Here is a 25,133-nt window from a genome sequence, read left to right on the forward strand (position 1 = left end):
CTATTCTCGAATTTCGCGCTGTGCGGGGCGGCGCGGCGTGTGCAGCGTCGACAGCTTGCTAGAATGTTTTTTTGGCCCCAAGGAGAATTGCTGTCATGAGTACGCTCGAACAGTTGTACAGCCAGGCTGAAAAGCGCCGTGTCGACAATCAGCTCCCCTACGCGGGCGCCGTCACGCCTGCCGAGGCATTCGAGCTTCTGCAACTCGACCCGCGCACCCGTCTCATCGATGTGCGCACACGCGCCGAACTGGATTGGGTCGGCCGCCCGGTCGTCGGCGATGGCCAGTATGCGCATGTCGAATGGACGCGCTATCCGGGCGGCGTGCCGAATGCCGAATTCATCGATCAGCTGCGTCAGGTCGCGACGCCCGACACGCCCGTGCTGCTCCTGTGCCGCAGCGCGGCGCGCTCGAAGCTGGCGGCCATCGCCGCGACGCAGGCCGGCTTCACGAAGGCGCTGGATCTGCTGGAAGGCTTCGAAGGCGACAAGGATGGCCAGGGGCATCGGAAGACGGTGTCGGGCTGGTGTTTCCGCGGACTGCCGTGGATTGGCGCTTGACGAATCTCAAGCACGCATAAGAAGCGCAGCCGTCGCTTCTCAGATACGCGGCGCATGGTGAACACCGTGCGCCGCTTTTATTTGGAATCGTCCGCGTGCGATGTGACACGCGGATGATGTTTCTGGAACGGGGACGCGTTGCACGCCCCTCTCCACCATGCTCAGTTACGCGGCTGCGCGTGCGCTGCCAATTCCGGCTCGACGATATCGCCGCCGAGCAGGTGCACGCCTTCGCGCAGCTTCACGAACGCGGCCGCGACGGCTTCCGGCTCGCCCTTCACGCCCAGATCGATATGCCGGCGTGCATAGATGCCGCCGCGCTCCGCGTCGCCTACGCTCGGCAGGCTGAATACGCGCACGCCCGGAAAGTCATGCTCGATCTTTTCCATCAGCGGCGTCAGCGTCGACTCGGGCAACTCGAAGACGAGCAGAGACTTTTCCGCATGCGGCGTCGAATGATGCAGATGCTGGTACTTCGTATCCAGCACCCATTCGATCATCGGCCAGGCCATCACCGGAAAGCCCGGCACGAAGTGATGATCGCCGACAGAAAAACCAGGAATCTTGTTGTACCCGTTCGGAATGATCGACGCGCCGCGCGGATACGTGCCCATATTCAAACGATGCAGGTTGTCCGGCGAGTTGAAATCGACGGGCGCGGACGAACTGGCGGGATGCGTGTCGCGGATACGCTCCTGGATCAGCGCCTTTGCCTCGGGATGCAGTTCGAGCGGCACGGCAAGCGCGGCGGCCGCGCATTGGCGTGTGTGATCATCCGGCGTTGCGCCGATGCCGCCCGTCGAGAACACGATATCGCCCGACGCGAAGGTGCGGCGCAAGGTCGCCGTGATGCGCTCCGGATCGTCGCCGATATATTCGGCCCATGACAGCGACAGGCCGCGCGCGCTCAGAAGCTGGATGACTTTCGGCAGATGCTTGTCGACGCGTCTGCCGGACAGGATTTCATCGCCGATGATGATGACGCCAAATGCCATTGAAGCCTCTTGTATCAATAGGAGACGGGCGCTGTGCCGCGCGCGCCGTGGGGACCATGGTGACCGTTCCCGCCATGCTCGCCGGCGCGCATCCGCTGGAGCGCGCGCAGGCAGTAGTAGCCGAACCACAGCGCCGTGAACACGAGGATAAAAGCATAGATCCAGATGGTCACGGCAGTCATCACAGGGAACAGTACGATCAGCCACACGGACGACGCCCAGATCAACGTGGGCAGCGAGCCGAGCAGCCCGCTCGCCACGCCGATCAGCAACAGCGGCAGGCGATGCTGGCGCACCAGCGCGCGCCGCTCTTCGCTGCTGGCGTGCAGCGACAGGGCGTCGTACGTCATCACGCGGTAAGTGAGCCAGCCCCACAGCAGCGGCGGGATCAGCGCGAAGAAAGGCGGAATCAGCCACAGCGGCAGCGTGATCACGAGCACCAGCAGGCACACGAGCGTCGTCCATATGGAATGCACGAGGCTGCCGGCGAACGTGCCGCCGTGCCGCATTTCCAGCGCGGCGAACTGCCGCTTCGACAGATGCTTGATCACGGCGGGCATCGACAGGGTCGCGATCAGCAGCAGCACCGTGACGACGATCAGCGGGATCGCAACGGCAATCACAATGAAAGGCGCCACGGCCGCATGCAGCGACGAAAAACCGAGCCAGTCGAATAGCCCGTAGAGCGTCGTCGTGAGCGGCCAGCTTTCGAGCCAGTTACGCGTCGCACCGATCAGGGTCTGCCAGGAAAACCACAGCGCCACGCCCCAGACGATCGTGGCTCCCGCGAACGGCATGAACGTCAGCCACAGCATGCGCGGATGCAACACGGAAGAAAGCGCGCGCCCGAACGAGCGCAAGAGATCATTCATGCGTAATCGATGACTTGATGGGTAGGCAGGAAAAGGTAGGAAACGTGGACAGGATAAACCACGTCGGGTGTCAGCGTCGAAAGTGAAAGACGACGCTGACGAATGAACGTGCAAGCAAGTATGCAAGCGAGTGCGCGAGCGTTGCTGCGCGGCCGGTGATCGTCAGAAACGCGCGCCCGGCCGAAAGATGCGTCGAAAGTGAAACGACAACGACAACGAAAACGACAGCGCGCTTACGCCGCGCCCCGCTGCTTCTTGCCGGCGATGCGCTGCCCAATGCGCACGAACGCGAGCCAGTGCTGCGCCCAGAAGCCCTCGCCGTAATGACGGCCGCTGAGCTGATCGCGAATGCCCGTCGGCTCCATTTCGCGGCTCCACGACGCGCTGCCGAACAGCATGTCCCACCACGGAAAGAGCACGCCGAAATTGCAGCCGTACTTGAGCCCTTCGTGACCATAGCCGATGGCGTGATGACGGCGATGGAAGGTCGGACTGACGAGCAGACGCTCGCCGAGCCAGCCGAAATGCAGACGGATGTTCGCGTGCTGCACGCTCTGCGCAAGATTCGTGATCGCGACGAGCACGACGAACTGCGACGGCGGCACGCCGATGAACAGCGCGATCACGGCGAAGAAACACGCCTGCAGCAGATCGTCGAGCAGATGGTTGCGGTCGTCGGCCCACAGCGACATCTGCTGCTGGCTGTGATGCACCGCGTGCAACTCCCAGCAGACACCGATCCTGTGCTGCCCGCGGTGATACCAGTAGCCCGCGAAGTCGAGCACCAGCAGATACATGACGAACGTGACGAAAGGCTGCGTCGTAACGCCGGGCCACAGATTGTCGAGTTCGATATTCGCGATGCCCTGCAGGCGCAGCCAGCCCTGCACCGAGTCGAAAAACGGCTGCAGCGCGAAGAAGAAGAACAGATTGAGAATGCCGAGCTTCGCGATCCACGTGTAGAGCACGTCGACACGCACCGCCTTGCGGTCCTTCCACTGCTCGACGGGCCGCAGCGCTTCGAGCGGACGCAGCAGCGCATACATGGCGAGCACTTCCAGCACGCCGACGATCACCCAGTACAGGCTGTCGTACGTGTCCTCGTCGTAGTCCATCAGGTTGAAATGGAACAGCAGCGGCTGCACGACGTCGACGTACAGCAGCGTCTGGATCGAAGAAACGAAGCTATCGAGACTGGAGGCGATCAGGTGGAACATGGTGCTCTTTATGCGTCGCGGTTCTGCTTCACTGCGCGGCTTCCTGGTGTGGCTTCACTGCGCGGTTCAATGCGCAATTCACGGCGCGCCGGCGAGGCGCGCCGTCTGCATTATCACGCCCCGTTCGGCGCGGTGACGGGCGCGCGGTTGAAGAAATAGATGCCGTGCGGCGAACGGCCTACGGCGATCGTCTGGATCAGCTTATGCGTGGTCAGGTCGATGACGCCGACATGCTTCGCGAAACGGAACGTTACCCACAGATAGCGTTTGTCGGCGGAAAGTTCCATGTCGTCCGGTCCGGGCATCAGTCCCGTGATGTCGCCGACGTTGGTGAGCGTGTCCTCGTCGAGGATGCTGATGGTGCTGGCCACGCGGTTCGACACGGCCACATGCTTGCCGTCCGCGAGCGAGCGGAAGTTGTGCGCGCCCTTGCCCGTCGTGATCGTCTTCACGATCTTCTGGTTGCGCCAGTCGACGACAGCGACATAGTCCGCACCCGTCATGCCGATCAGCAGATATTTCTCGCCCGGCGTCATCCACAGGCCGGCCGGCACCTTGCCGACCTTCATCTTCCACTTGACCGTCTGCGTGGCGAGATCGACGGCGGCGAGTTCACCTGACACCTGCAGCGTGACGAACACGGTCTTGCTGTCGTTCGTGAACGCCATGTGGCTAGGCATCACGGCGAGCGGCAGGCGGCTCGCGAGCGTCATGTTGTGGCCGTCGTAGTGATAGATGTCGAGGCGATCGAGGCGCAGGCCCGTCGTCACGAGCCACTTGCGATCCGGCGAGAAACCGATCTGATACGGGTCTTCGATGTTCTCGACCCAGCGCTGCGGCTTACCCGTTTTCGGATCGACGAACATCAGATTGTTCGACACCGAATTCGCGACGATCAGCGACGAATTGTCCGGTGTCGGCATCAGGTGATGCGGTTCCTTGCCGGTCGGCACCGTGTCGATCACCTGGCGCGTCGTCTCGTCGATCAGGCTCAGCGTGGCTTCGCCGGAATTGAGCACGATCACGTTGTTGGCGAGAACTGGCGGGGAAAAGAAGCTTGCTGCCGCGACGAGCGCCGCGCCTGCTGCAAACGTGCTGGTCAAACCGGGAAGGGAAAATTTGCGCATGAAAACTCACATCAGGGGGTAATCGCCATTGTAGAACGTTTGCGTGACTCTTCGGTTGACCTCGATCGGGGAAAAGGCGGACGTTGCGGCGCGGTGCCGCAGGGTGCGCGCAATGCGTTGCGAGCGGCTGCGCCCACTGTCCAGGCCGCACCGCTTTTTGGCCGAATCGATACGATTAAGCCATTTATGAATCAGACGCCGCTAAATCCAAGAGATTACCAATCAAGAATATCCCGCGATTATCCAGCGCGCGATTCCTCTATTTAAGAGCGAAATTTCTGATCGTTATTAATTAAGAATTACCTCATATCGAATCAAACTCCGCGCCTCAAGAATTCGTGAACGCAATACCCGCTTTGACCTTTGCCAGCAAATGGAAGCCCGCCGGTCCGCGCTGACTGAATGAGTCCGCGCCTCGACAAACATCTTTCCCAGTTACGAAAAGCGGGTTTTGCCAGTCCGATGTTTTCTCTGGCCCGGCGTTTCCGAGTCATTGCTGTCCTGTCTTACCCGGAGTTTTGAGGCATGAAAATAACGAATGAAATGACGCAGAAACCAACCGCAATCCGTCGCGCGATGTTGAACGAATGCGGTGCGCCGGATGCAACACGCACTTCGATCATCGCGCTTTTTGCGCTTGCGAGTTTCTTGTGGCTGTCCGCGACGGTTGACGCCAATGCGGGCGTCATGATGGGCAACGGCGCAAGCACCGTCGACGCCACTGGCGTGGCGCTTGGCGACACGTCGTTTGCCGGCTCGGATGCGACGGCCGTCGGCGATACGTCGACGGCAAGCGTCAACAACGCCACGTCTATCGGCGCGCATTCGCGTGCGATGGCGGCGTCGGCCACCTCGCTGGGCGACACCGCGCAGGCAAACGCCGCCCGGTCGCTGGCGCTGGGCGCCAATTCGATGGCGACATTCAGCAACAGCGTGGCGCTCGGTTTCGGCTCTGTGACGCTGTACGGCGCGCAAACGGGCTACACCGCGTTCGGGCTGGACGCGCCGCAGACCTCTGTTGGTGAGGTCAACGTCGGCAATCGCACGATCAGCGGCGTGGCGGCGGGCCGCGTCGACCAGGACGCCGTGAACGTCGCGCAACTGAAGGCGGTGGCGAGCAGGATCGATGGCGCCGTGATGTACGACCGTAATCCCGACGGCTCGGTCAACCGCGACAGCGTCACGCTGCAGGGCGATCCTGCCAGCGGCGGTACACAGATCCACAACGTCGCGGATGCCGTCTATGCCCATGACGCCGTGAACCTCGGCCAGCTTTCCACGCTGCTGGGAGACGCCGTCGCCAATGTCACGGTCAACACGTCGAATCCGATGTTCAGTTCCGAAGGCTCCCCCGCCACCGAGCCGGCTCTGGCAAGCGGCACGCGCTCCGTGGCGGCGGGCGCGAACGCGCAGGCAAGCGGCGCGAACGCGGTGGCGCTCGGCGCCGGCTCGAACGCGAGCGCGGACAATTCGGTGGCACTCGGCCAGGGCTCGGTCGCCGATCGCTCGAACACGGTCTCCGTCGGCGCGGCGGGACAGGAACGACAGATCACGAACGTCGCGGCGGGCGTTCAGGGCACGGACGCGGTCAACGTGAACCAGTTGAATCAGGGTGTGAGCGGCGCGGTCGGCCAGGCGAAAGCCTATACCGACGACCAGGTCCGCTCGGCGCGCAAAGACGGCTATGGCGGCGCGGCGGCGGCGATCGCGATGGCGGGCCTGCCGCAAGCTGTGCTGCCGGGCCGCGGGATGGTCGCCATGGCGGCCGGCACGTATGGCGGCCAGTCGGCGATGGCGCTCGGTGTGTCGAAACTATCGGACACGGGCAAATGGGCCTACAAGCTGCAGGGTACGGCGAGCACGCGTGGCGAACTGGGCGGGTCTATCGGGGCCGGCATGCACTGGTAGCGCGCTGCGCGCTCACGCGCAGCAGCAAAATAATCACAGGGTGTGATTCCGCGTGCGACGTGCCGAAAGCGCGGAGGCTCGCCGCATCTGCGCCTTGCGACGTATTGCTGATAGCGGGAAAACCGGGCGCGCCCGGCGAAGCGCGCCCGCATCGGTCAACGCTGCATCGACTCCCACACCTTGTAGAGACGCTTGACGGAAACAGGCATCGGCGTGCGCAGTTCTTGCGCGAACAGCGACACGCGCAGTTCCTCCAGCAGCCAGCGGAACTCGGCAAGCCGGGCATCCGGCACGCCGCCCCGCTGCGCGAGCGCTCGCTGGTAGTTCTGCGCGAGCGGCTGAAGCTCGGCGAACTGGCGCGCGTCGCGTGCCGAATCCGCTTTCAGTTTGTCGATGCGCAGCGCGATGCCCTTCAGATAGCGCGGGAAATGCGTCATCTGAGTGTACGGCGTATCGACGATAAAGCGTTTGCCGATCAGCGCGTCCAACTGGTTCTGCATGTCGGCAAATGCAGCGGCGAACGGCTTCGCCTGCGCGAGTTTCTTCACGACGGCCGAATACTCGCCAAGAATCTGTCCGCCGAGGCGGGCAATCTCTTGCGCGAGCAACGTCAGCCGGCTGCGACCTTCGTCCTTGCGCGCGTGGAAGCTCGCGTCGTCGTCGGGCAGCGGGTCTTGCAGGCACGCGCGGTCGAGCGCGGTGTCGATCAGTTGATCGCGCAGTTCTTCCTGCGTACCGCGCGGCATGAACTGCATCGCCATTTCGCGCAAGCCCGGCAGATTCTTTTCGAGGTATTTGATCGGCTCGCGCAACTGCAGCGCGAACAACCGCCGCAAGCCCGCGCGATGGATGCGCGCGGCCTCATCCGGCGAATCGAACACTTCGACGTCGCAATGCGTGCCGCGATCGACGAGCGCCGGATAGCCGAACAGCGTATGCCCGCCGCGCCGGATTTCGAGAAGCTCGGGGAGCTTGCCGAAGTTCCACGTCGTCAGGTTTTCATAGAGGGCGGTCCCCGGTGCGGCCGCCGCTTCGCCCGCAGCGGGCGTGTGCGGCGCGGCTGAGACGCCACGCGTACCGCCGCCGCTCGCCCCACGCGCCACCCCGCCTGCGGTGCCGCCCGCCGTCCCGCCCGTTGCTCCGCGCGCAACGGCATCGCTCCCGCCCGAGCCCGCATTCGCGAGCGCCGCACCCGCCGCGCTCGACGCGATTTTCTGGAACTGCTGCTGCGCCTGACCGCCCAGCTCCGCCCGCAGTTGCGCGAGATTGCGACCCATCGCGAGCTGCCGCCCGTGCTCGTCGATCACCTTGAAGTTCATGAACAGGTGCGGCGCGAGCGTTTCGAGCTTGAAGTCCGACTGCTTCGTCGCGATCTGTGTCTGCTCGCGGACATCGGCGATCACCGTGTCGAGCAGGCCGCCCGCGCCGAAGCGCGGTCCGCTGTGCCGTTCGACGAAACCCGCCGCGTACTCCGGCAACGGCACGACGTGACGGCGCAGCTTCTGCGGCAACGACTTGAGCAGCAGTTGCGTCTTTTCTTTCAGCATGCCGGGCACGAGCCACTCGACGCGCCGCGCATCCACCTGATTCAGCGCGTACAGCGGCACGGCGAGCGTCACGCCATCGCGCGGCGAACCCGGCTCGAAGTGATAAGTGAGCGTCATGTCGACACCCGCCATCGTCGTCCGCTTCGGGAACAGGTCGGTCGTGACGCCGGCCGCCTCGTGACGCATCAGATCGTCGCGCGACAGATACAGCAGGCGCAGCTTGTCTTCCTGCTGCCCGCTCTTCTTCACTTCATCGCGATACCAGCGCTCGAACGCTGCGCCCGTATGGATACCGTTCGGCACAGCCTGATCGTAGAACGCATAGATCAGTTCGTCGTCGACCAGCACATCCTGACGGCGCGACTTGTGCTCGAGCTGTTCGATATCGGCGAGCAGCTTGCGGTTGTGCGCGAAGAACGCGAGCTTCGTGTCGAACTCGCCTTCAACCAGCGCACCGCGGATGAACAGTTCGCGCGCGCGCGCCGGGTCCTGCTTGCCGAAACTGACGCGCCGCCGGTGATACACAGGCAAGCCGTACAGCATCGCGCGCTCGAACGCCGACACCTGCGCCGCGCGCTTTTCCCAGTGCGGCTCGGAGAGCGACTTCTTCAACAGGTGCGCGCCGACGCGCTCGATCCACTCCGGCTCGATCTTCGCGATGCAGCGCGCGTACAGCCGGCTCGTCTCGACGAGCTCCGCCGCTATCACCCACTTGCCCGCCTTCTTCACGAGCGCCGAGCCGGGCCACAGATAAAACTTGATGCTGCGCGCGCCGAGATAGTACGGCTCGTCGTCGGCCTTCAGACCGATATTGCCGAGCAGGCCCGTCAGGAGCGCGAGATGAATCTGCTCGAAGGTCGCTTCGCTGTCGTTCACGCGCCAGCCGTGCTCGCGCACGACGGTCAGCAGCTGCGAATGCACGTCGCGCCATTCGCGCAGACGCAGATGCGACAGGAAGTTCTGCTTGCATGCGTCGGTTAACTGCCGGTTCGACTTCTTGTGCGCGACGGCCTCTTCGAACCACGCCCAGATCTTCAGCCATTGCAGAAACTCCGAGCGCTCGTCGGCGAACTTGCGATGCGCCTGGTCGGCCTGTTCCTGCGCGTCGATGGGACGGTCGCGCGGGTCCTGCACGGACAGCGCGCTCGCGATGATCAGCACTTCGCGCAGCGCCTGCTGGTCGCGCGCGCCGAGAATCATCCGGCCGACGCGCGGATCGAGCGGCAGGCGCGCGAGTTCGCGGCCGAGCGGCGTCAGCGCGTTGTCGTCGTCGACGGCACCGAGTTCGTTCAGCAGTTGATAACCGTCGGCGATCGCGCGGCCGGGCGGTGGCTCGATGAACGGGAAGGTTTCGATTGCCGTCAGATGCAGCGACTTCATCCGCAGAATGACGGACGCAAGCGACGATCGCAAAATCTCCGGGTCGGTGAAGCGCACGCGACCCTGGAAATCGGTTTCCTCGTAAAGACGAATGCAGATGCCGTCGGCGACACGCCCGCAACGCCCTGCCCGCTGGTTCGCCGCCGCCTGCGAAATCGACTCGACCTGCAGCTGCTCGACCTTGTTGCGGTACGAATAGCGCTTCACGCGCGCGAGGCCCGTGTCGACCACATAGCGGATACCCGGCACCGTCAGCGAGGTTTCGGCGACGTTGGTAGCGAGCACGATGCGCCGCGCGTTCGACGGACGGAACACGCGTTCCTGCTCAGCCGCCGACAGCCGCGCGAACAGCGGCAAAATTTCCGTGTGCGGCGGATGATGCTTGCGCAGCGCTTCCGCCGCGTCGCGAATCTCGCGCTCGCCGGGCAGGAACACCAGCACGTCGCCGGGGCCTTCGCGGCACAGCTCGTCGGCGGCTTCGACGATCGCGTCCATCAGATCGCGGTCGGTTTCCCGCTGCGTTTTCGGGCGGTCGCCACGCTCCCGGCCCGCATTACCCTCCGCCGACTTCACCGCCGGCGAATCTTCCGCGACGGGACGATAGCGGACCTCGACGGGATACAGACGTCCGCTCACCTCGATCACAGGCGCGGGCTTTTCTTCAGAGCCAAAATGACGCGCGAAGCGATCGGCATCGATGGTCGCCGACGTCACGATCAGCTTCAGATCGGGGCGCTTCGGCAAAATCTCTTTTAGATAGCCGAGCAGAAAATCGATGTTCAGGCTGCGCTCGTGCGCTTCGTCGATGATCAGCGTGTCGTACGCCTTCAGCAGCGGGTCGGTCTGCGTTTCCGCGAGCAGAATGCCGTCCGTCATCAGCTTGACGGACGCACCCGGCGCGAGATTATCGGTGAAACGCACCTTGTAGCCGACCACTTCGCCGAACGGCGTGCCGAGTTCCTCGGCAATGCGCCGGCCCGTCGCCGATGCCGCGATCCGGCGCGGCTGCGTGTGACCGATCAGGCCGCTGCCGCCCGCGCCGAGCCCGCGTCCGAGCGCGAGACAGATTTTCGGCAACTGCGTCGTCTTGCCCGAGCCCGTCTCGCCGCTGACGATCACGACCTGGTGGCCCGCGATCGCACGCGCGATTTCGTCGCGTCTGCCCGAGACGGGCAGCGCCTCGGGGAACGTGATGGGCGGAATCGGATTCGGCTCGACGACGCGCGCGGGTTTGCGCGGCTCGCGCGGCGTGTTGCGCTGATTTTCTCCGCCCGGCTCACGCGGCGCATTGCGCTGATTTTCTCCGCCCGGCTCTCGCGGCGCATTGCGCTGCTTCTCGGCGCCCGGCTCGCTGCCGGCGCGTGGGTTGCCTTGCGAGTCGAGCGGCGGTTTGCCTTGAGCACGCGGCGCTTGTTGTTGGCGGGCGCCACCTGCCTGATCCGGTCCCCGCTTGCCCTGCTGGTCCCGCGGCCGGTTCGGCGTGCCGCTCCGCGGCTCGCGCGCACCGCTTTTCGCCGCGTTTGCGCCTTGCTGTTTGTTCGCGTCGCCGTGCGCCGAAGCGCCCGAACGCGGCGCATTCGCAACATTCACGGAAACGTCACGACGCGATGCGTCGCCGCGCGCGTCACGCGTCGCGTCCTGATGGCCACGCGGCGCGGGGCTCGCAGCGTCTTTCGCGGCAGCGTCAGCCGCGTTTTTCGTATCGGCTCCAGCGGAGCTTTTGGGTACATTCGACATGGGGGCGCATTATAATCCGGGGCATGAATTCCCAAACCGACCTCGTCCCCACGCCCGCCAGCTCGCCGGCTTCGTCCAGCGACTCGGAAGCCATGCTGCAGCACGCGCAATTCGTCGACTGGATGCGATCGGTCGCGCCGTATATCCACGCGTTCCGAAACAAGACGTTTGTCGTCGGCTTCGGCGGCGAGGTCGTGCATCAGGGGCTGCTCAACGCGCTCGTGTCCGATATCGCGCTGTTGCAGGCGATGGGTATCCAGATCGTGCTCGTACACGGCTCGCGTCCGCAAGTGGAAGAGCAGATGAGCCTGCACGGCGTCGAATCCGAGTTTTCGCACGGCATGCGCATCACCAATGCGCGCGCGCTCGAATCCGCGAAGGAAGCGGCGGGCGAAGTGCGTCTCGACATCGAGGCCGCGATCAGCCAGGGCTTGCCGAACACGCCGATGGCGCACGCGCACATCAGCGTGGTGTCGGGCAACTTCGTGACGGCGCGGCCCGTCGGCATTCTCGACGGGGTCGATTTCCAGCATACGGGCGTGGTGCGCAAGATCGATGCCGAGTCGATCCGCCAGACGCTTTCGAGCGGCAAGATCGTGCTGCTCTCACCGCTCGGCTTCTCGCCGACGGGCGAAGCGTTCAACCTGGCGATGGAAGACGTCGCCTCGGCCGCCGCGATCGCGCTGCGCGCCGACAAGATCGTGTTTCTCACCGAAACGGAAGGCCTGCTCGACGAAGAAGGCGCGCTGATCCGCGAGTTGTCGCTGGACGACGCGTACCGCCTGCATGAAGGCGGCGCAGTGACGGGCGATGCTGGTTTCTATCTGAAGCACTCCATTCGCGCGTGCCGCGGCGGCGTCGCGCGTTCGCACATCATTCCGTACGCGCTCGACGGCAGCCTGCTGCTGGAACTGTTCTTGCACGATGGCGTCGGCACGATGATCTCGTACGAGAACCTCGAAAGCCTGCGCGAGGCGACGCCGGACGACGTCGGCGGCATTCTCACGCTGATCGAGCCGCTCGAAAGCGACGGCACGCTGGTGCGGCGCGGGCGTCACCAGATCGAGCGCGACATCGACCATTTCTCGGTGATCGAGCACGATGGCGTGCTGTTCGGCTGCGCGGCGCTGTATCCGTATCCGACGGAGCGCATAGGCGAGATGGCGTGCCTGACGGTCTCGCCGGAAGCACAAGGCTCGGGCGACGGCGAACGGCTGCTCAAACGCATCGAACAGCGCGCGCGGGCGCGCGGGCTGACGCGTATCTTCGTGCTGACGACACGCACCGAACACTGGTTCCTCAAGCGCGGCTTCGTGAAGGTCACGGTCGATGACCTGCCCGAAGACCGCCGCCGCCTCTACAACTGGCAGCGCAAGTCGCTCGTGCTGATGAAACAGCTCTGAGCGCTCACAATAACGACGCGCCGCCGTCCCACATCGATTACAGGAGAAGCACAGCATGACTCGCATGGTTCAATGCATGAAGCTCGGCAAGGAAGCCGAAGGCCTCGATTTCCCGCCGCTGCCGGGCGAACTCGGCAAGCGGATCTACGAGAGCATTTCGAAGGAAGCATGGCAGCAATGGCTCAAGCAGCAGACCATGCTGATCAACGAAAACCGCCTGAACATGGCCGATCCGCGCGCACGCCAGTATCTGATGAAGCAGACGGAGAAGTTTTTCTTCGGCGAAGGCGCCGATCAGGCAACGGGCTACGTGCCGCCGTCGGAAAGCTGAGCTTTCGTCGCTGCAGTTCGCGACAGACAATGAAGAATCCGCGCCCGGTGCGCGGATTTTTTTCGCCTGTTTCCGGCCGCCAGGTCGCTCCGCTGCGGCCGGAAAATTGAACGAAACCGTTAATCCCGAGCCGCTTTTTCTGCACCCGCCGAATTCCCGCAATCCCCCGCCAGGCAACGGATTGCGCGCCCTCACCCGCCCCTCGCCGGACGGGCGGTTTGCACGATCCTCGCTTATCGTGCTATCATGTTCTTCGTTCTAACAGCATTAACCCTTCATTCGCGTTCAGTTTGCACCTTGGCCGCCGTGCGTGCCTGGTTCGGATTGAATTGATTTTTATACAAGAAGGCTTGTCGGTTGTTTCGTTGCAAGTCGCGTCGGTCCGATCGGCGCGATCCAGAGCGACGCCTCGCCGGCCTTTTTCGTTTCAAGCCTTTTCAAGCGGCATGAGCGCACCGCGTGCGTGAATGTCCTCCGGTATCTGCCCCCCTGCAAGGCCACGTGGGTACCAACGTTTAGCAGCAACTAACAAAGTGCATTTTCGCGACGACCTTCGCGATGCACGGGCGTTACTTTTTCTGCGCAAAGTGCTTATGCACGTCTGCGCAGTACGCCTTTGCGTGGTCCGTGCGAGGCGCTACGCCTGTTCGCATCGACTGCTCGCGAAACTGCACTTTCCAGCAATCCGTGGCGGAGCGCTTTTTGCGTTCGGCCGCAGTCATAGGAGCTTGTACCTTGACCGCTTCCAGCAACGGTTTCTGGCGACATAAGAACAAAGACAATAGCCTGACTCTCGACGACATCACGGTCGTCGACAATTCCCTTCTCAAACGTGCCGTCGGCGCCATGGCGCTCGGCAACGCAATGGAATGGTTCGATTTCGGCGTGTACAGCTACATCGCCGTCACCCTCGGCAAAGTGTTCTTCCCGTCGAGCAGCCCGTCGGCGCAGTTGATCGCGACCTTCGGCACGTTCGCCGCCGCATTCGTCGTGCGCCCGATCGGCGGCATGGTGTTCGGGCCGCTTGGCGACCGGATCGGCCGTCAGCGTGTGCTCGCGATGACGATGATCATGATGGCCGTCGGCACCTTCGCGATCGGTCTGATCCCGAGCTATGGTTCGATCGGCATTCTCGCGCCCGCGCTGCTGCTCGTCGCGCGTCTCGTGCAGGGCTTCTCGACGGGCGGAGAGTATGGTGGCGCCGCTACCTTTATCGCCGAGTTCGCGACGGATCGCCGCCGTGGCTTCGCGGGGAGCTTCCTCGAGTTCGGCACGCTGGTCGGCTATATCCTCGGTGCAGGCACGGTTGCCGTGCTGACGGCGACGCTGTCGCAGGAAGCGCTGTTGTCGTGGGGCTGGCGTGTGCCGTTCTTCATCGCCGGTCCGCTGGGTCTTGTCGGCCTGTATATCCGCATGAAGCTCGAAGAGACGCCTGCGTTCAAGAAGGAAGCGGAAGCGCGTGAAGCGGATGAGAAGTCGCGTCCGCAGCAGACATTCGTGGAGCTGCTCGCGCAGCAGTGGAAGCCCTTGCTCCTGTGCGTTGGCCTCGTGCTGATCTTCAACGTGACCGACTACATGGCGTTGTCGTATCTGCCGAGCTACCTGTCGGCGACACTGCACTTCAACGAATCGCACGGTCTGTTCCTCGTGCTGCTCGTGATGGTGCTGATGATGCCGATGACGCTCTACGCTGGCCACCTGTCGGACAAGATCGGCCGCAAGCCCGTCATGCTGTTCGGTTGCGTGGGTCTGTTCGTGCTGTCGATTCCGGCGCTGCTGCTGATCCGCATGGGCACGGTCCTGCCCGTATTCAGCGGCCTTCTGATTCTCGGCGCGTTGCTGTCGACGTTCACGGGCGTGATGCCGTCATCGCTGCCTGCCCTCTTCCCGACGAAGATCCGTTACGGCGCGCTGGCGATCGGTTTCAACGTGTCGGTGTCGCTGTTCGGTGGCACGACGCCGCTGGTCGCGGCATGGCTGGTCGATCGCACCGGCAATCTGATGATGCCCGCGTACTACCTGATGGGCGCATCGATCATCGGTATCGTCTCCGTGCTCGCGCTGCGCGAGACGGCTCGCAAGCCGCTGCTCGGCTCGGGTCCGTGCGTCGCGACGCGCGCGGAAGCGCATGCCGTGCTGCGCGGCGAGCGTGAAGCCGAGGAACTCGATGAAGCATATGCAGCCGCCATGACGGCGCGTGCATAAGCAACGTCAACGTATTGAACTGGAACGGGTCAGCTTCGGCTGACCCGTTTTTTTTATGGCGTCAGCGTCTGCAGCGTGGCTTCGACATGCGCGCCGTCGATCGTCAACATGCCCGCTGAAATCGGCAGCTTGAAACGGCGCGGTCCCGCGCTGCCGGGATTGACGAACAGCACGCCGTCGCGCTCGACGATCAGCGGCTTGTGCGAATGCCCCGTCACGACGACGCGCACGCTCTCGTCATGCAGATTACGCGGCACGTCGGCGATATCGTGAACGACGAAGATCTTGACCTGTTGCACATCGAGCGTCGCGTGCGTCGGAATCGACGCCGCCCATGCGCCCGTGTCGTTGTTGCCGCGCACGACCGTCAACGGCGCAATGGCCGCGAGCGCATCGAGCACCGCCTGATTGCAGATGTCGCCCGCGTGAACGATTGCGTCGCATCCCGCGAGCCACGCCAGCGCCTCGGGACGCACGAGATTGTGCGTGTCCGAAATCAGACCGATGCGGGAAGATTGCGTGCGACGCGTCGTCATCATGCGTTCCTGAAGAACCTCAATCGAGCGCGGCCAGCGGCGCGCGCGGCTTGCGCGACATCGCGACCAGCCGCTTCGTCGCGCCCTGCACGAGCACCGACACGACCGCGCCGCATGCGAACGCGGGCAGGACGCCAAGCGTCGGCATCATCAGCGCGACAACCGAGAAGAACGCCGCGAACGACGCGCGCCCGATCACCATTCCGCGCATCAGCAGCGCGACGAAGCTCGCGCCATGCGCGCGTTGCGCCGACACCGCGAGCACGATGCCGAGCAATGGAAAGACCGATAGCATGCCGCTCCAAGCCGCACCCATCGACGCGGAGAGCGTCGTCACGGCAAGCGTCAGCAAGGCGCCTGCGAGCATGCGCAACGCGAGGTCGATGACACCGACGCGCGCCGCCGGCACCGCACCTTCGACGCGCGGCAGCCCGGCTTGCGAGACGGCCACGGCCACACACGCTGCCGCCAGCGACCACGCCAGGCTCACCGGCAAGTGCGTGAGCAGGACGGCGACCAAAGCCCACGCGACGAGACCCGCCACCAACGCCACAGGCCAGCGAGCGAAACGGCTGGTCCACGCATACGCGAAGTTGAATGCTTCCGACGCGGCAATGGCCGCAATCGATGCCGCCGACGCCTGCGCCGCGAACGCCGTGCCGCGCTCCAGCGCGAGCAGCAGCACGATCGGCCCCGCGACGACGGGCAATCCAGCGAGCCAACCCGCCACCGACGGTCCCCACACGCGCCCCGCCATCGTCAGCGCGGCGAGAAAGCCGGGGACGAGCACGAGCTTGAGCGCGAGCACCCGCTATTCCTTGACGAGCTGTTCGATGCGGCTGTCGGGCACGAGCCACATGAATGCGCAGAACGTATAGAGCGCCACCGACACCCACGGCGCGATAAACGCGAACACCACGCCCGACAGATAGATCACGACGGACAGCTTGCCCTTGCGGTCGTGGCCAAGCGCGCGCGCGAGCGTCGAGTCCGGGCCGTGCTGACGGATCAGCACGTGCGCGAGAATGAAGTACGCCATCGCGCACATGAAGAGATCGAGGCCGTATAGCGCAGTCGGCCACGCGGCCAGATGGCTTTCGCCGATCCAGTGCGTAGTGGCGGGCATCAGCGACAGCCAGAACAGCAAATGCAGGTTCGCCCACAACACGCCGCCCGTCACCTTCTGCACGGCATGGAACATGTGATGATGATTGTTCCAGTAGATCCCGACGTAGAGAAAGCTCAGCACGTAGGCGAGAAAGACGGGGATCACGGGGCGCAACGATTCGAGATCGAAGCCCTCCGGCACTTTGAGTTCGAGAACCATGATCGTGATGATGATTGCGATCACGCCATCGCTGAAGGCTTCGATTCGTCCTTTACCCATCTGCCCGGTTCCTGTTGCGGATTTGTTTGTCATCGACGCAGGCGCGGCCCTACGCCACCGCTAATCGCCGCTGCCGATTATCCGCGATCACAGGCGGGGCTGTCGATGATGGTCAAATGCGCCGCTCGTTCAACGCAATCTTCAAGGCTCGTGATAGATGGCGAGCCAGACGGTCTGCTGCTGTTCATGCGTCCACGCAACCCGATGCCGGCAATGCGGCCCGATCAGCACATAGTCGCCGGGACGCATATCTTGCAGCGTCGCGTCTTCCTCGAACTCGAGCACGGCCGCGCCCGACAGCAGCACGACCCATTCGGCGCGCGAGTCGTCGTACCAGAAGCCATCGGGACTCGTATGCCCCATCGACACGATGCGCTCCACGTTCAGGCGTTGTCCCGTGACGAGCATGTCGATCCGCTCCTCGCCGTCACGCCTCGCTTCGCCGCTGAACAGATTGCCCGTTTGCAGTTGCATGTGCGGCTACCTCACTTCAGCGGCGCGAGGCCGTCGAGCAGCGTTGGGACCAGCTCGCTGATCGTCGGGTGGATATGCATCGCGAACTGCAGCGTCGCGTACGGCGCGCGCGCCGTCATGATGTCGATGAACGTATGAATCGCTTCGTCGCCGTCGACGCCGTAGATCGTCGCGCCGAGTATCTGCTTCGACGCGTTGTCGACGAGCACTTTCATGAAGCCGTCCGTCTCGCCCTTCTCGCGTGCCCGGCCGACGCGCGTCATCGGCATCGTCGCGATCAGCGCATCGCGGCCGCTCTCGCGCACCTCGTGCTCGGACATGCCGACGCGCGCTAGCGGCGGATCGACGAACACGGCGTACGCCATGATCCGGTCATCGACACTGCGCTTGCCGCCGTCGAACAGGTTCGCCGACACGATCTGATAATCGTCGTAAGACGTATGCGTGAACGCGCCGCGCCCGTTTGCGTCGCCGATCGCCCACACACCGGGGACATTCGTGCGCAATTGCCCGTCGACGGGAATCGTGCCGTGCCTGTCGACGTTGACGCCGGCCGCGTCGAGACCGAGATCGTCGGTATTCGGGCGGCGGCCTGTTGCGAACAGCAGATGCGATGCTTCGAGTGGCGCGGCATCGGCGCCGAAGAACACGCGCACGCCGTCACCACTCTCGTGCAACGGCTCGACGAGTGAGGGCTCGGCGCCAAAGCGGAATTCGATGCCCTCGCGCGTGAGCACTTTCTGCACGTTACGAGCAAAGTCTTCGTCCTCGCGCGTGAGCACGCGATCGCCACGCACGATCACCGTCACGCGGCTGCCGAAGCGGCGGAACACCTGCGCGAATTCGAGCGCGATATAACTGCCGCCGACGATGGCCAGATGCGCGGGCAAGTCGGTCAGATCGAGCAGCGTCGAGTTCGTGTGATAACGGATGCGCTCGAGTCCTTCGAGCTTCGGAATGACGGCGCGCGTGCCTGTGTTGATGAAGATGTCGTCGGCCTGCAGTTCGGCCAGCACGTTACCGCTTTCGGGATCGGTGACGGTGAGCGCATGCGCGCCGGTGAAACGCGCATGGCCTTTGAAGACGGTGAGATTCCCGGTGTTGCGCAGCCACTTTTCGACGCCGTCGCGCGACTGGCCGATGATCTTGTCCTTGCGCGCCTTCACCTGCGCCAGATCGACGCTGACATCGCCCGCGATGCGCACACCGTAATCGGCCGCGCGGCGCGCGACATGCGCGGTGCGCGCGCTCGCCACATACGCCTTGGTCGGCGTGCAGCCGACGTTCACACAGGTCCCGCCGAACTTGTCGCGTTCGATGACGGCCGTCTTGCGGCCGTTTTCCGCAAGACGCACGGCGAGCGGCGAACCGCCCTGTCCCGTGCCGATCACGATGGCGTCGAAATGCTGTGGCATGGCAGATCTCCCGAATCGCGTGTGCGAGTCGGTCATCTTACGCCTGCCGTGTGTTTCTCGAAGTGGTGAGTCCCGGTGGTGAATCGTGGATCGTTCGGACGTCGTTCAGTGCATCATGCCGCGCGAATCATGCATCGCAATGATGCAGCGAGCAGATCAGTTCGCGCGAGCGTTGCAGCGCGGCGCGCGCACCGTTCGTCGCGACGACGAAACCCGCCTGGCTCAGATTGAAGTCGACCTGCACCATGATCTGGATGAGCGACACCATCGGCAGCACTACGGCCGGGTGATAAAGCTGTCGTTCGATGATCGCTCTCATGGCTACTCCCATCAATGACGCCGCGTATCGGGCACGGCGTCCATCTGCATACAAGTTTCGATGGGTGGATTGTAGAGAGCGAAGTGTTAGGGATAAATGAGCTAATCGCGAAGATAGTTGTCGACGGAGCAGAACAATCCCGCAACGCCTTGCGCCATATGGTTTTGGGCTCGGTGGAGCCGGTTGTGCGGGCCTCTCCCGAGCCGTAAAAGAACGGTCATTCGAGCGGCGTGGCGACGAATTCCGGCAACGCTTCGGCACGCCTCGAGAACGCGGCAAGCGCCGGGTAACGTGCGGGATCGACGAGATCGGGCAGCATGAACTGCTGGAATCGCCACGTGACGGCCAGCGTGATGTCCGGCTGCATCAGACGGTCGCCCAGCAGCCAGCCGTTTCCTTCGCGGCCCGCGATGGCTGTTTCCAGATGGTCATATGCGGCGAACAGCTGCGTCTGGACGCGGTCGATCCACGGTTGATGCTGGCGCTCGGCGGGACGCAGGTTCAGCTCGTAGACGTTTTGCATCGTCTTTTCGCAGGCGGCGAGTGCGAAGCCGATCAGGCTCAGCGCCTTCAGACGCTCACCTGGGGCGGCGGGTATCAGGCGTTTGTCGGGCGGGCTCAGATGGTCGAGATAATCGAGGATCAGCGACGAATCGATCAGCAGCGTGCCGTCGTCGGCGATGAAGGTCGGCGCCTTGACCACGGGATTGATCTTCGCGAACGTGTCGAAGTGCCGGAATACCGACACGCTTTGATGCTCGAACGGCAGGCCGAGCACCGCGAGTGAAATGGCGACGCGCCGGACGTACGGCGAATCCATCATGCCGATCAGTTGCATGCTGCTTTCTCCCGATGGGGTTGGTGTCAGCGGGATACTGTAGACGAATGGGCGGGTGATGGCGCTGATTCCGACAACAAAAAAAGCCCGCCGAGGCGAGCTTTCATTCACATCAGACGCGCAATTGCTGCAGCATAGACTGCGCTTCTTTCGCGCTTGCCAACGGAAATCACCGTGACCGTCACGGTACGGTCCGCAACCTGATACACCAGTCTGTAACCCGATGCAGCAAGCTTGATTTTGTAGCAGTCTGGCATCGTGCTCAGCCGTGCCGACTCGACTCGCGGATTCTCCAGCCGTTCGGCCAGCTTGCGTTTTAACTGCGAACGGACCGTGTTATCGAGCTTGCTCCATTCCTTTTGGGCAGATTCAAGAAACTGCAGTTTATAGATCGTCAAGATTTACGCTCACGGCTTTCTCGCCGCTTCGCGCCCTGACGATCTCCGCCAGCTCGATATCTTCGAGTCGCTCGCAAATCGCTTCCCATTCGGCCGCAGGGATCAGGTACGCGACCGGCTTGTTTCGATTCAGCACCGCGACCGGACCGTCTGCCTGCTCAATTGCTGCCGTCGGGTTGACCTTGAGCTCGCTGATGCCGATTGAAGTGCGCGCAAGAATGCTTTCCATATTGCTGTGCCTCTTTCTGCCGCGCCTGACTAACGCCGTGGCAGATCCAATATTCGTTCACTGAGTTCGGCGCGCTCGATGTTCATAGAGACAGCCGACGGGTCTTAAAGACCTAAATATAGGTCGTTTAATTGGTCACGTCAAGCCACAATCAGAACTCATTGAACTGTATATTCATAAGGGCTATCCATTTAGCTCCACCTGAGCCATGATGGCGGCATGAGCGAAGCCCAGCATACGCCAGTTGCCGGTCAGGACTATCCCCAGACGTGGAGCCAGTTCGAGGACTGGTTCTCCAGTGAATACGATTGCCTGCGCTACCTCGAACGATTGCGCTGGCGTGAAGGCTTTGTTTGTCCGCGCTGCGGATGCCGCGATGAGCCGTATCGGGCTAATCGCGCCCGGCTGGTCTGCCGGGCATGCCGCCTTCAATGCACCGTGACGTCGGGCACGATCTTCGACAAAACCCGCACCCCGCTGAAGGTGTGGCTGGCTGCGGCGTGGTACATCACGAGTCAGAAGTCGGGCGTCAGCGCCCTCGGGCTGCAACGGGTTCTCGGGCTGGGCAGCTACCAGACGGCATGGACCATGTTGCACCGTTTCCGCCGAGCGATGGTTCGTCCCGGACGCGAACAGCTCAAGGGCTTGGTCGAGGTCGATCAAAGCTATCTGGCTATCCGCGAAAATCGGGAAACTCCATCCGGCAAGCCGTCGAAAAAACGCACGACCAAGGCGTTGATCGTGATTGCCGTCGAAATCCTGGAGCCCCGTGGTTTCGGCCGCATACGCCTGAAGCGTATTGATCGCGAGCGTGTGGCCGACGTACTTCCGTTTGTGAAGAGCGTTGTCGCCCCCGGTTCGGTGATTCGTACCGATGGCTCGCCCATGTACTTCTCGCTGGAGCACCACTACGCACATGACCGGGTCGTGGTGACGTCTATCGCTGACGGCGAGCGTCCTCCGGCACACGTGCCGCTACCCGGTGTGCATCGTGTCGCCTCGCTGCTCAAACGGTGGCTGCTCGGCACGCATCAGGGAGCTGTCAAGCCTGATCAGCTTGACCATTATCTGGACGAGTTCGTGTTTCGTTTCAACCGCCGCACTTCGCGTTCGCGCGGACTGCTCTTCTACCGGCTGCTTGAGCAAGCGCTCGCGACGGCTCCCATCACATACGACAACGTCGTAGTCAACAAATCACGCCGTAAAGACCATCAACCTCCACGATGTGAAATTGTGGAGCTAGATGGATAGCCCTTATATTCATACAGTACTATACACCCGCGAGTGTGCTCGCACGTCCTCCCTGCTGAGAACAAATTCACTCTCACGCGGAAATAAAAAAACCGCGAAGCCTTTACGCTATCGCGGGTTTTCAGAATCCAACTGCATTCGCGGTAGAGGAGCGAAGGTCACCAAGGAACGCCGCCGCCATCCCTTTCCTTGACGCGAAGATACGGGAAAAGGTCGACCGCCAGATGGCGACTGCCATTGCCCAGCGCCGACCAGGGCAGAATGATGCGCCCTCCGCGGCAACTACGAACTAGCAGAACCTGCCGAATGTCAGTATTGCGCGGTAGGTTTATACAATTCGTCGGAGAGCGCCGCGATCACTCGCGCGATGGAGTGATCTCGCACATTCGGCCAAGGAAGTGCCGGTTTCCCGATGTGCGTAAGCAGCGCGGCATGAATCCATCCGGGCGGGACATCGGGCACAAGGTCATTTCCGTTTTTGAACAGATTCACCGAAATCGCGGCGAGTAGCGTCCTGATGCCGAGGTCTGGGCTCACGCGCGGCGGCTCAAAGCCGAACACGGTGACGGGCGGCTTACCGGCGAGAGTGAGTGACGCAGCCGCCAGAATCGCGCTAGCAGCCCCGAGAGAGTGGCCGACGAGAGTCACAGGCTGATCGCCTATCGCAGCCATCACAGGCGTTGCAATCGCCTGCCATGCGTCATGAAACCCGCGATGCACCCGCCCCACTCCCGGCAGCAACACCGGAAGCAGATCTAAGTCCGCTCCCCAGCAGTCGACATTGTCGGTGCCGGGGAAAGCGACGCACAACCCCGCGCTGGTCTGGCGCACGATAGCTCGGGAAGCGCTCGACTCGATGCCAATGTCGGGCGTCGCGTCATACGCTTCCTGCGCCAGCAGCGCGAAGTCGTGCGGCGTCATCATTGGCTCGCAGAAGGAGCCGAAGCGCCAGTCGGAACGGCCGGAACGTACGTGGCGACCGCTGCGTTCAGGAAGATGCTCGCCAGCGTTAGCGCACCACCGACAGCCTTGACCATGTCCGGATTTACGCCCGTAACCGAACCCAGAGCCGTGATAGCCGCCGGGATAGTCGTCTGCGCCAAGGTTTGAACCGACGACGGATCGACGATCGCGTTTGACTGACAGAGCGCATTCACGCTGTTGATCGCGAGATCGACCTTGGGATCGAACGAGTAGAGAACCATTGCGTCGAGCGCAACGGCCCCCCCCCAGACGCCGCAGGCCTTTTTGACCTGTGTCTGGACGTTGGTGGCGACGGTTGAGACGTTCTGTTGAGCAGTCGTCGAGCAGCCGGCGAACATGGCAAAGCAAGCGAGCAGGGCTAACGTCGGGTCGATGAACATTAACGATCTTCTCGATGTGCTGGCGCTGCCGCCGTCCACCAAACGATGCCGTTTCGTGAGCACGCACAGAGCCCCGTCAACACGGTAATAAGCGGACACAATTCACCTCGAACTTCGCCCTTTCGCCACCTATCTCATCATTGAGGGAGGTGCAGAAACATGGTTAAGTTGATCGCGGTCTTCGGACTGTTTGGCGTCTTGTCAGGCTGTGTCGCGTACCAGGGCTACGGCTACGCCGATTCTGGATATGGTGCTTATGGACCAGAGTACGTCCCGGCGTTTGGCTACGGAGCCGTCAATATTTGGGGTGGCGGTGGCGGTGGATGAGACCGCCGGCACGGTCACGGCGATTTTCACCACGATTGGCATGGCCATGGCGGAGGACGTGGGGGCGGCGGACACAGCGGACATGGAGGTGGTCATGGCCACTGAGTCTCACGCAAGGTGCGCATGAACACCGCCTTCATCCTCATGGCCCAGTATGGCGCCAAGGCCATCATCTCGATCGACGAGGTATGTCGAGACTACTTCCCGCATCTGGAGGTCGATAAGTTGCTGCGGAAGATTGCGACTGGCGACATCGCCCTACCGTTGGTGCGAATAGAGAAGTCGCAGAAGACGGCCAAGGGCGTGCACGTCGCCGATCTCGCGATGTTTATCGACGAACGACGCGAAGCCGCGCGGATGGAATGCGAGCAACTGACCGGCGTACGACGCCCTTGATGGCCTATCTAATTCGGAAGTCACCGGCGAAAGTCAGCTTGAGTCTGTCGCATGTTAGGTGCGGCAGCGGCCCGGTCAATCGATGTTGACCGGGCGCCAGAACCTATCGGCCTCGCGAGTATTCGGACGTCACAACCGCTAAGCTCGTCACTACCCTGACGGGTTTTATGCGCGCAATTCCCATCCAATCGATGCTTGTGAGCGCTGGACGACGTCGCCAATCCGATGGGAGAAAGACGGGATAGCGGTTGACTCTGCGAGGCTTGCTCTTTCGCTTGGTGCCAATGCGCTCGCAAGCCACTATTCGGCAGTGCAGCCGGTTTCCACACGGGTGAATCGCTGCCAGCCTGATGTGACGCCGGCCGCGCCGTGAGCACCCAGTCGCGTTTGAAACGCGGCTGTGTCGCATTCATTGTTTTGATTCTCGCTAGCAGCGAAGCGATGGCTCGCGGTGGTCATTATCATTGCGGGCGCGGCTGCAATCCCTTTGGGGATTCGTCGTCGGCATTGGTGCGCTCGCCGCTGGCTTTGTGGGATACATGGCGATCGGACGGTTCAACCGATGGCGCCGACAAAGAATTTTGCGGACCAGTAGAGACAAATGAAAAATCGCCCGAAGGCGGTCCCAGAAAATAAAGCGCTACTTGGATCGGCGCACCTATTCGTCAGATTTTTTTGTCAGATACTGCATAGTCGGCATATAGAACTTGCCGCCTGACGTGTAGTGGTGCCGGGGACCGGACTCGAACCGGCAAGCCGTTAAGCGGCGGATTTTCGTCACACTACGTCTTTCGACGCCGTCTGCTTCAACCAGAAAAGCAAACGTTCGTGCGCTGGACTATGCCTTCACCATCGCGATGCGCGTATTGCACGCCGCATCGCATTAGGCGCCCTCCGTCTAGTCTCTACACCTTCCG

The 25,133-nt window shown here is 62.7% G+C and carries 24 protein-coding genes; 8 read left to right on the forward strand and 16 right to left on the reverse strand.

What is annotated here, in order from left to right:
- Window positions 1–95: 95 nt before the first annotated feature.
- Entirely contained in the window at window positions 96–560 is a 465-nt protein-coding gene (locus SB822_RS03905; protein ID WP_007584031.1) for a rhodanese-like domain-containing protein, read from the forward strand.
- A gap of 161 nt (window positions 561–721) precedes the next feature.
- On the opposite strand, the gene SB822_RS03910 is transcribed toward SB822_RS03905, so the two are convergent.
- The 4 genes from SB822_RS03910 to SB822_RS03925 form a co-directional block, all read right to left on the reverse strand.
- Window positions 722–1,555, reverse strand: a complete 834-nt coding sequence (locus tag SB822_RS03910; protein WP_079484896.1) for a competence/damage-inducible protein A — start codon at window positions 1,553–1,555, stop codon at window positions 722–724.
- A gap of 14 nt (window positions 1,556–1,569) precedes the next feature.
- The gene (locus SB822_RS03915; protein ID WP_007584038.1) at window positions 1,570–2,427 is read right to left on the reverse strand and encodes an EI24 domain-containing protein; all 858 of its coding nucleotides are present in this window, start codon (window positions 2,425–2,427) and stop codon (window positions 1,570–1,572) included.
- 233 nt (window positions 2,428–2,660) lie between these two features.
- Complete coding sequence (locus tag SB822_RS03920; protein WP_410854150.1) at window positions 2,661–3,644, reverse strand: sterol desaturase family protein; 984 nt, start codon at window positions 3,642–3,644, stop codon at window positions 2,661–2,663.
- A gap of 113 nt (window positions 3,645–3,757) precedes the next feature.
- Window positions 3,758–4,771, reverse strand: a complete 1,014-nt coding sequence (locus tag SB822_RS03925) for a beta-propeller fold lactonase family protein (RefSeq protein ID WP_007584042.1) — start codon at window positions 4,769–4,771, stop codon at window positions 3,758–3,760.
- A 525-nt stretch (window positions 4,772–5,296) separates the two neighbouring features.
- Between SB822_RS03925 and SB822_RS03930 the strand changes: the two genes are divergently transcribed.
- Entirely contained in the window at window positions 5,297–6,679 is a 1,383-nt protein-coding gene (locus SB822_RS03930; RefSeq protein WP_090835673.1) for a YadA family autotransporter adhesin, read from the forward strand.
- 155 nt (window positions 6,680–6,834) lie between these two features.
- On the opposite strand, the gene hrpA is transcribed toward SB822_RS03930, so the two are convergent.
- Window positions 6,835–11,343 carry an ATP-dependent RNA helicase HrpA gene (hrpA, locus tag SB822_RS03935; RefSeq protein ID WP_410854151.1) on the reverse strand — a complete coding sequence of 1,503 codons (4,509 nt, stop codon included), beginning with the start codon at window positions 11,341–11,343 and terminating at the stop codon, window positions 6,835–6,837.
- A gap of 23 nt (window positions 11,344–11,366) precedes the next feature.
- Between hrpA and argA the strand changes: the two genes are divergently transcribed.
- The 3 genes from argA to proP all read left to right on the forward strand — a co-directional run bounded on the left by argA (window position 11,367) and on the right by proP (window position 15,282).
- Complete coding sequence (gene argA, locus SB822_RS03940; RefSeq protein ID WP_007585593.1) at window positions 11,367–12,746, forward strand: amino-acid N-acetyltransferase; 1,380 nt, start codon at window positions 11,367–11,369, stop codon at window positions 12,744–12,746.
- A 55-nt stretch (window positions 12,747–12,801) separates the two neighbouring features.
- Window positions 12,802–13,077 carry an oxidative damage protection protein gene (locus SB822_RS03945; protein WP_007585592.1) on the forward strand — a complete coding sequence of 92 codons (276 nt, stop codon included), beginning with the start codon at window positions 12,802–12,804 and terminating at the stop codon, window positions 13,075–13,077.
- Window positions 13,078–13,812: 735 nt separating this feature from the next.
- The gene (gene proP / locus SB822_RS03950) at window positions 13,813–15,282 is read left to right on the forward strand and encodes a glycine betaine/L-proline transporter ProP (protein ID WP_090835667.1); all 1,470 of its coding nucleotides are present in this window, start codon (window positions 13,813–13,815) and stop codon (window positions 15,280–15,282) included.
- Window positions 15,283–15,335: 53 nt separating this feature from the next.
- Here proP and SB822_RS03955 read toward each other — a convergent pair whose 3' ends face one another.
- The 9 genes from SB822_RS03955 to SB822_RS03995 all read right to left on the reverse strand — a co-directional run bounded on the left by SB822_RS03955 (window position 15,336) and on the right by SB822_RS03995 (window position 20,878).
- Entirely contained in the window at window positions 15,336–15,818 is a 483-nt protein-coding gene (locus tag SB822_RS03955; protein ID WP_007743980.1) for a metallophosphoesterase family protein, read from the reverse strand.
- 19 nt (window positions 15,819–15,837) lie between these two features.
- Window positions 15,838–16,626 carry a hypothetical protein gene (locus SB822_RS03960; RefSeq protein ID WP_007585586.1) on the reverse strand — a complete coding sequence of 263 codons (789 nt, stop codon included), beginning with the start codon at window positions 16,624–16,626 and terminating at the stop codon, window positions 15,838–15,840.
- Between the two features lie 3 nt (window positions 16,627–16,629).
- Entirely contained in the window at window positions 16,630–17,205 is a 576-nt protein-coding gene (locus SB822_RS03965) for a TMEM175 family protein (RefSeq protein WP_007585583.1), read from the reverse strand.
- 141 nt (window positions 17,206–17,346) lie between these two features.
- The gene (locus SB822_RS03970) at window positions 17,347–17,679 is read right to left on the reverse strand and encodes a cupin domain-containing protein (protein ID WP_007585581.1); all 333 of its coding nucleotides are present in this window, start codon (window positions 17,677–17,679) and stop codon (window positions 17,347–17,349) included.
- Window positions 17,680–17,690: 11 nt separating this feature from the next.
- Window positions 17,691–19,094, reverse strand: coding sequence for an FAD-containing oxidoreductase (locus SB822_RS03975; protein ID WP_090835714.1), 1,404 nt, complete (start codon window positions 19,092–19,094; stop codon window positions 17,691–17,693).
- A 127-nt stretch (window positions 19,095–19,221) separates the two neighbouring features.
- Window positions 19,222–19,413, reverse strand: a complete 192-nt coding sequence (locus tag SB822_RS03980) for a hypothetical protein (protein ID WP_007585578.1) — start codon at window positions 19,411–19,413, stop codon at window positions 19,222–19,224.
- 217 nt (window positions 19,414–19,630) lie between these two features.
- Window positions 19,631–20,251 carry a glutathione S-transferase gene (locus tag SB822_RS03985; RefSeq protein WP_090835663.1) on the reverse strand — a complete coding sequence of 207 codons (621 nt, stop codon included), beginning with the start codon at window positions 20,249–20,251 and terminating at the stop codon, window positions 19,631–19,633.
- 107 nt (window positions 20,252–20,358) lie between these two features.
- Window positions 20,359–20,649, reverse strand: a complete 291-nt coding sequence (locus tag SB822_RS03990) for a type II toxin-antitoxin system RelE family toxin (RefSeq protein WP_007585572.1) — start codon at window positions 20,647–20,649, stop codon at window positions 20,359–20,361.
- Window positions 20,636–20,878 carry a type II toxin-antitoxin system Phd/YefM family antitoxin gene (locus SB822_RS03995; protein ID WP_007585570.1) on the reverse strand — a complete coding sequence of 81 codons (243 nt, stop codon included), beginning with the start codon at window positions 20,876–20,878 and terminating at the stop codon, window positions 20,636–20,638. Before SB822_RS03995 ends, SB822_RS03990 begins: the two co-directional genes overlap by 14 nt.
- Before the next feature lie 219 nt (window positions 20,879–21,097).
- On the opposite strand from SB822_RS03995, the gene SB822_RS04000 reads away from it, so the two are divergent.
- Window positions 21,098–22,129 carry an IS1595 family transposase gene (locus SB822_RS04000; RefSeq protein WP_090835661.1) on the forward strand — a complete coding sequence of 344 codons (1,032 nt, stop codon included), beginning with the start codon at window positions 21,098–21,100 and terminating at the stop codon, window positions 22,127–22,129.
- 309 nt (window positions 22,130–22,438) lie between these two features.
- Here SB822_RS04000 and SB822_RS04005 read toward each other — a convergent pair whose 3' ends face one another.
- Both SB822_RS04005 and SB822_RS04010 read right to left on the reverse strand, forming a co-directional pair.
- Window positions 22,439–23,053, reverse strand: coding sequence for a lipase family protein (locus SB822_RS04005; protein ID WP_407671746.1), 615 nt, complete (start codon window positions 23,051–23,053; stop codon window positions 22,439–22,441).
- Entirely contained in the window at window positions 23,050–23,493 is a 444-nt protein-coding gene (locus tag SB822_RS04010) for a hypothetical protein (RefSeq protein ID WP_090835658.1), read from the reverse strand. The genes SB822_RS04005 and SB822_RS04010 overlap by 4 nt, the downstream gene beginning before the upstream one ends.
- A gap of 450 nt (window positions 23,494–23,943) precedes the next feature.
- Between SB822_RS04010 and SB822_RS04015 the strand changes: the two genes are divergently transcribed.
- Both SB822_RS04015 and SB822_RS04020 read left to right on the forward strand, forming a co-directional pair.
- Window positions 23,944–24,216 (forward strand): pyocin activator PrtN family protein, encoded by a 273-nt coding sequence (locus SB822_RS04015; RefSeq protein WP_090835656.1) that lies wholly within the window; start codon window positions 23,944–23,946, stop codon window positions 24,214–24,216.
- A gap of 369 nt (window positions 24,217–24,585) precedes the next feature.
- A complete protein-coding gene (locus SB822_RS04020; RefSeq protein WP_410854152.1) occupies window positions 24,586–24,852 on the forward strand; it encodes a hypothetical protein in 267 nt (88 codons plus the stop codon).
- Window positions 24,853–25,133: the final 281 nt, after the last annotated feature.

Origin of the sequence: Paraburkholderia sp. SIMBA_054 (genome assembly GCF_046534875.1) — a bacterium.
GTDB classification, from domain to species: Bacteria; Pseudomonadota; Gammaproteobacteria; order Burkholderiales; family Burkholderiaceae; genus Paraburkholderia; species Paraburkholderia hospita.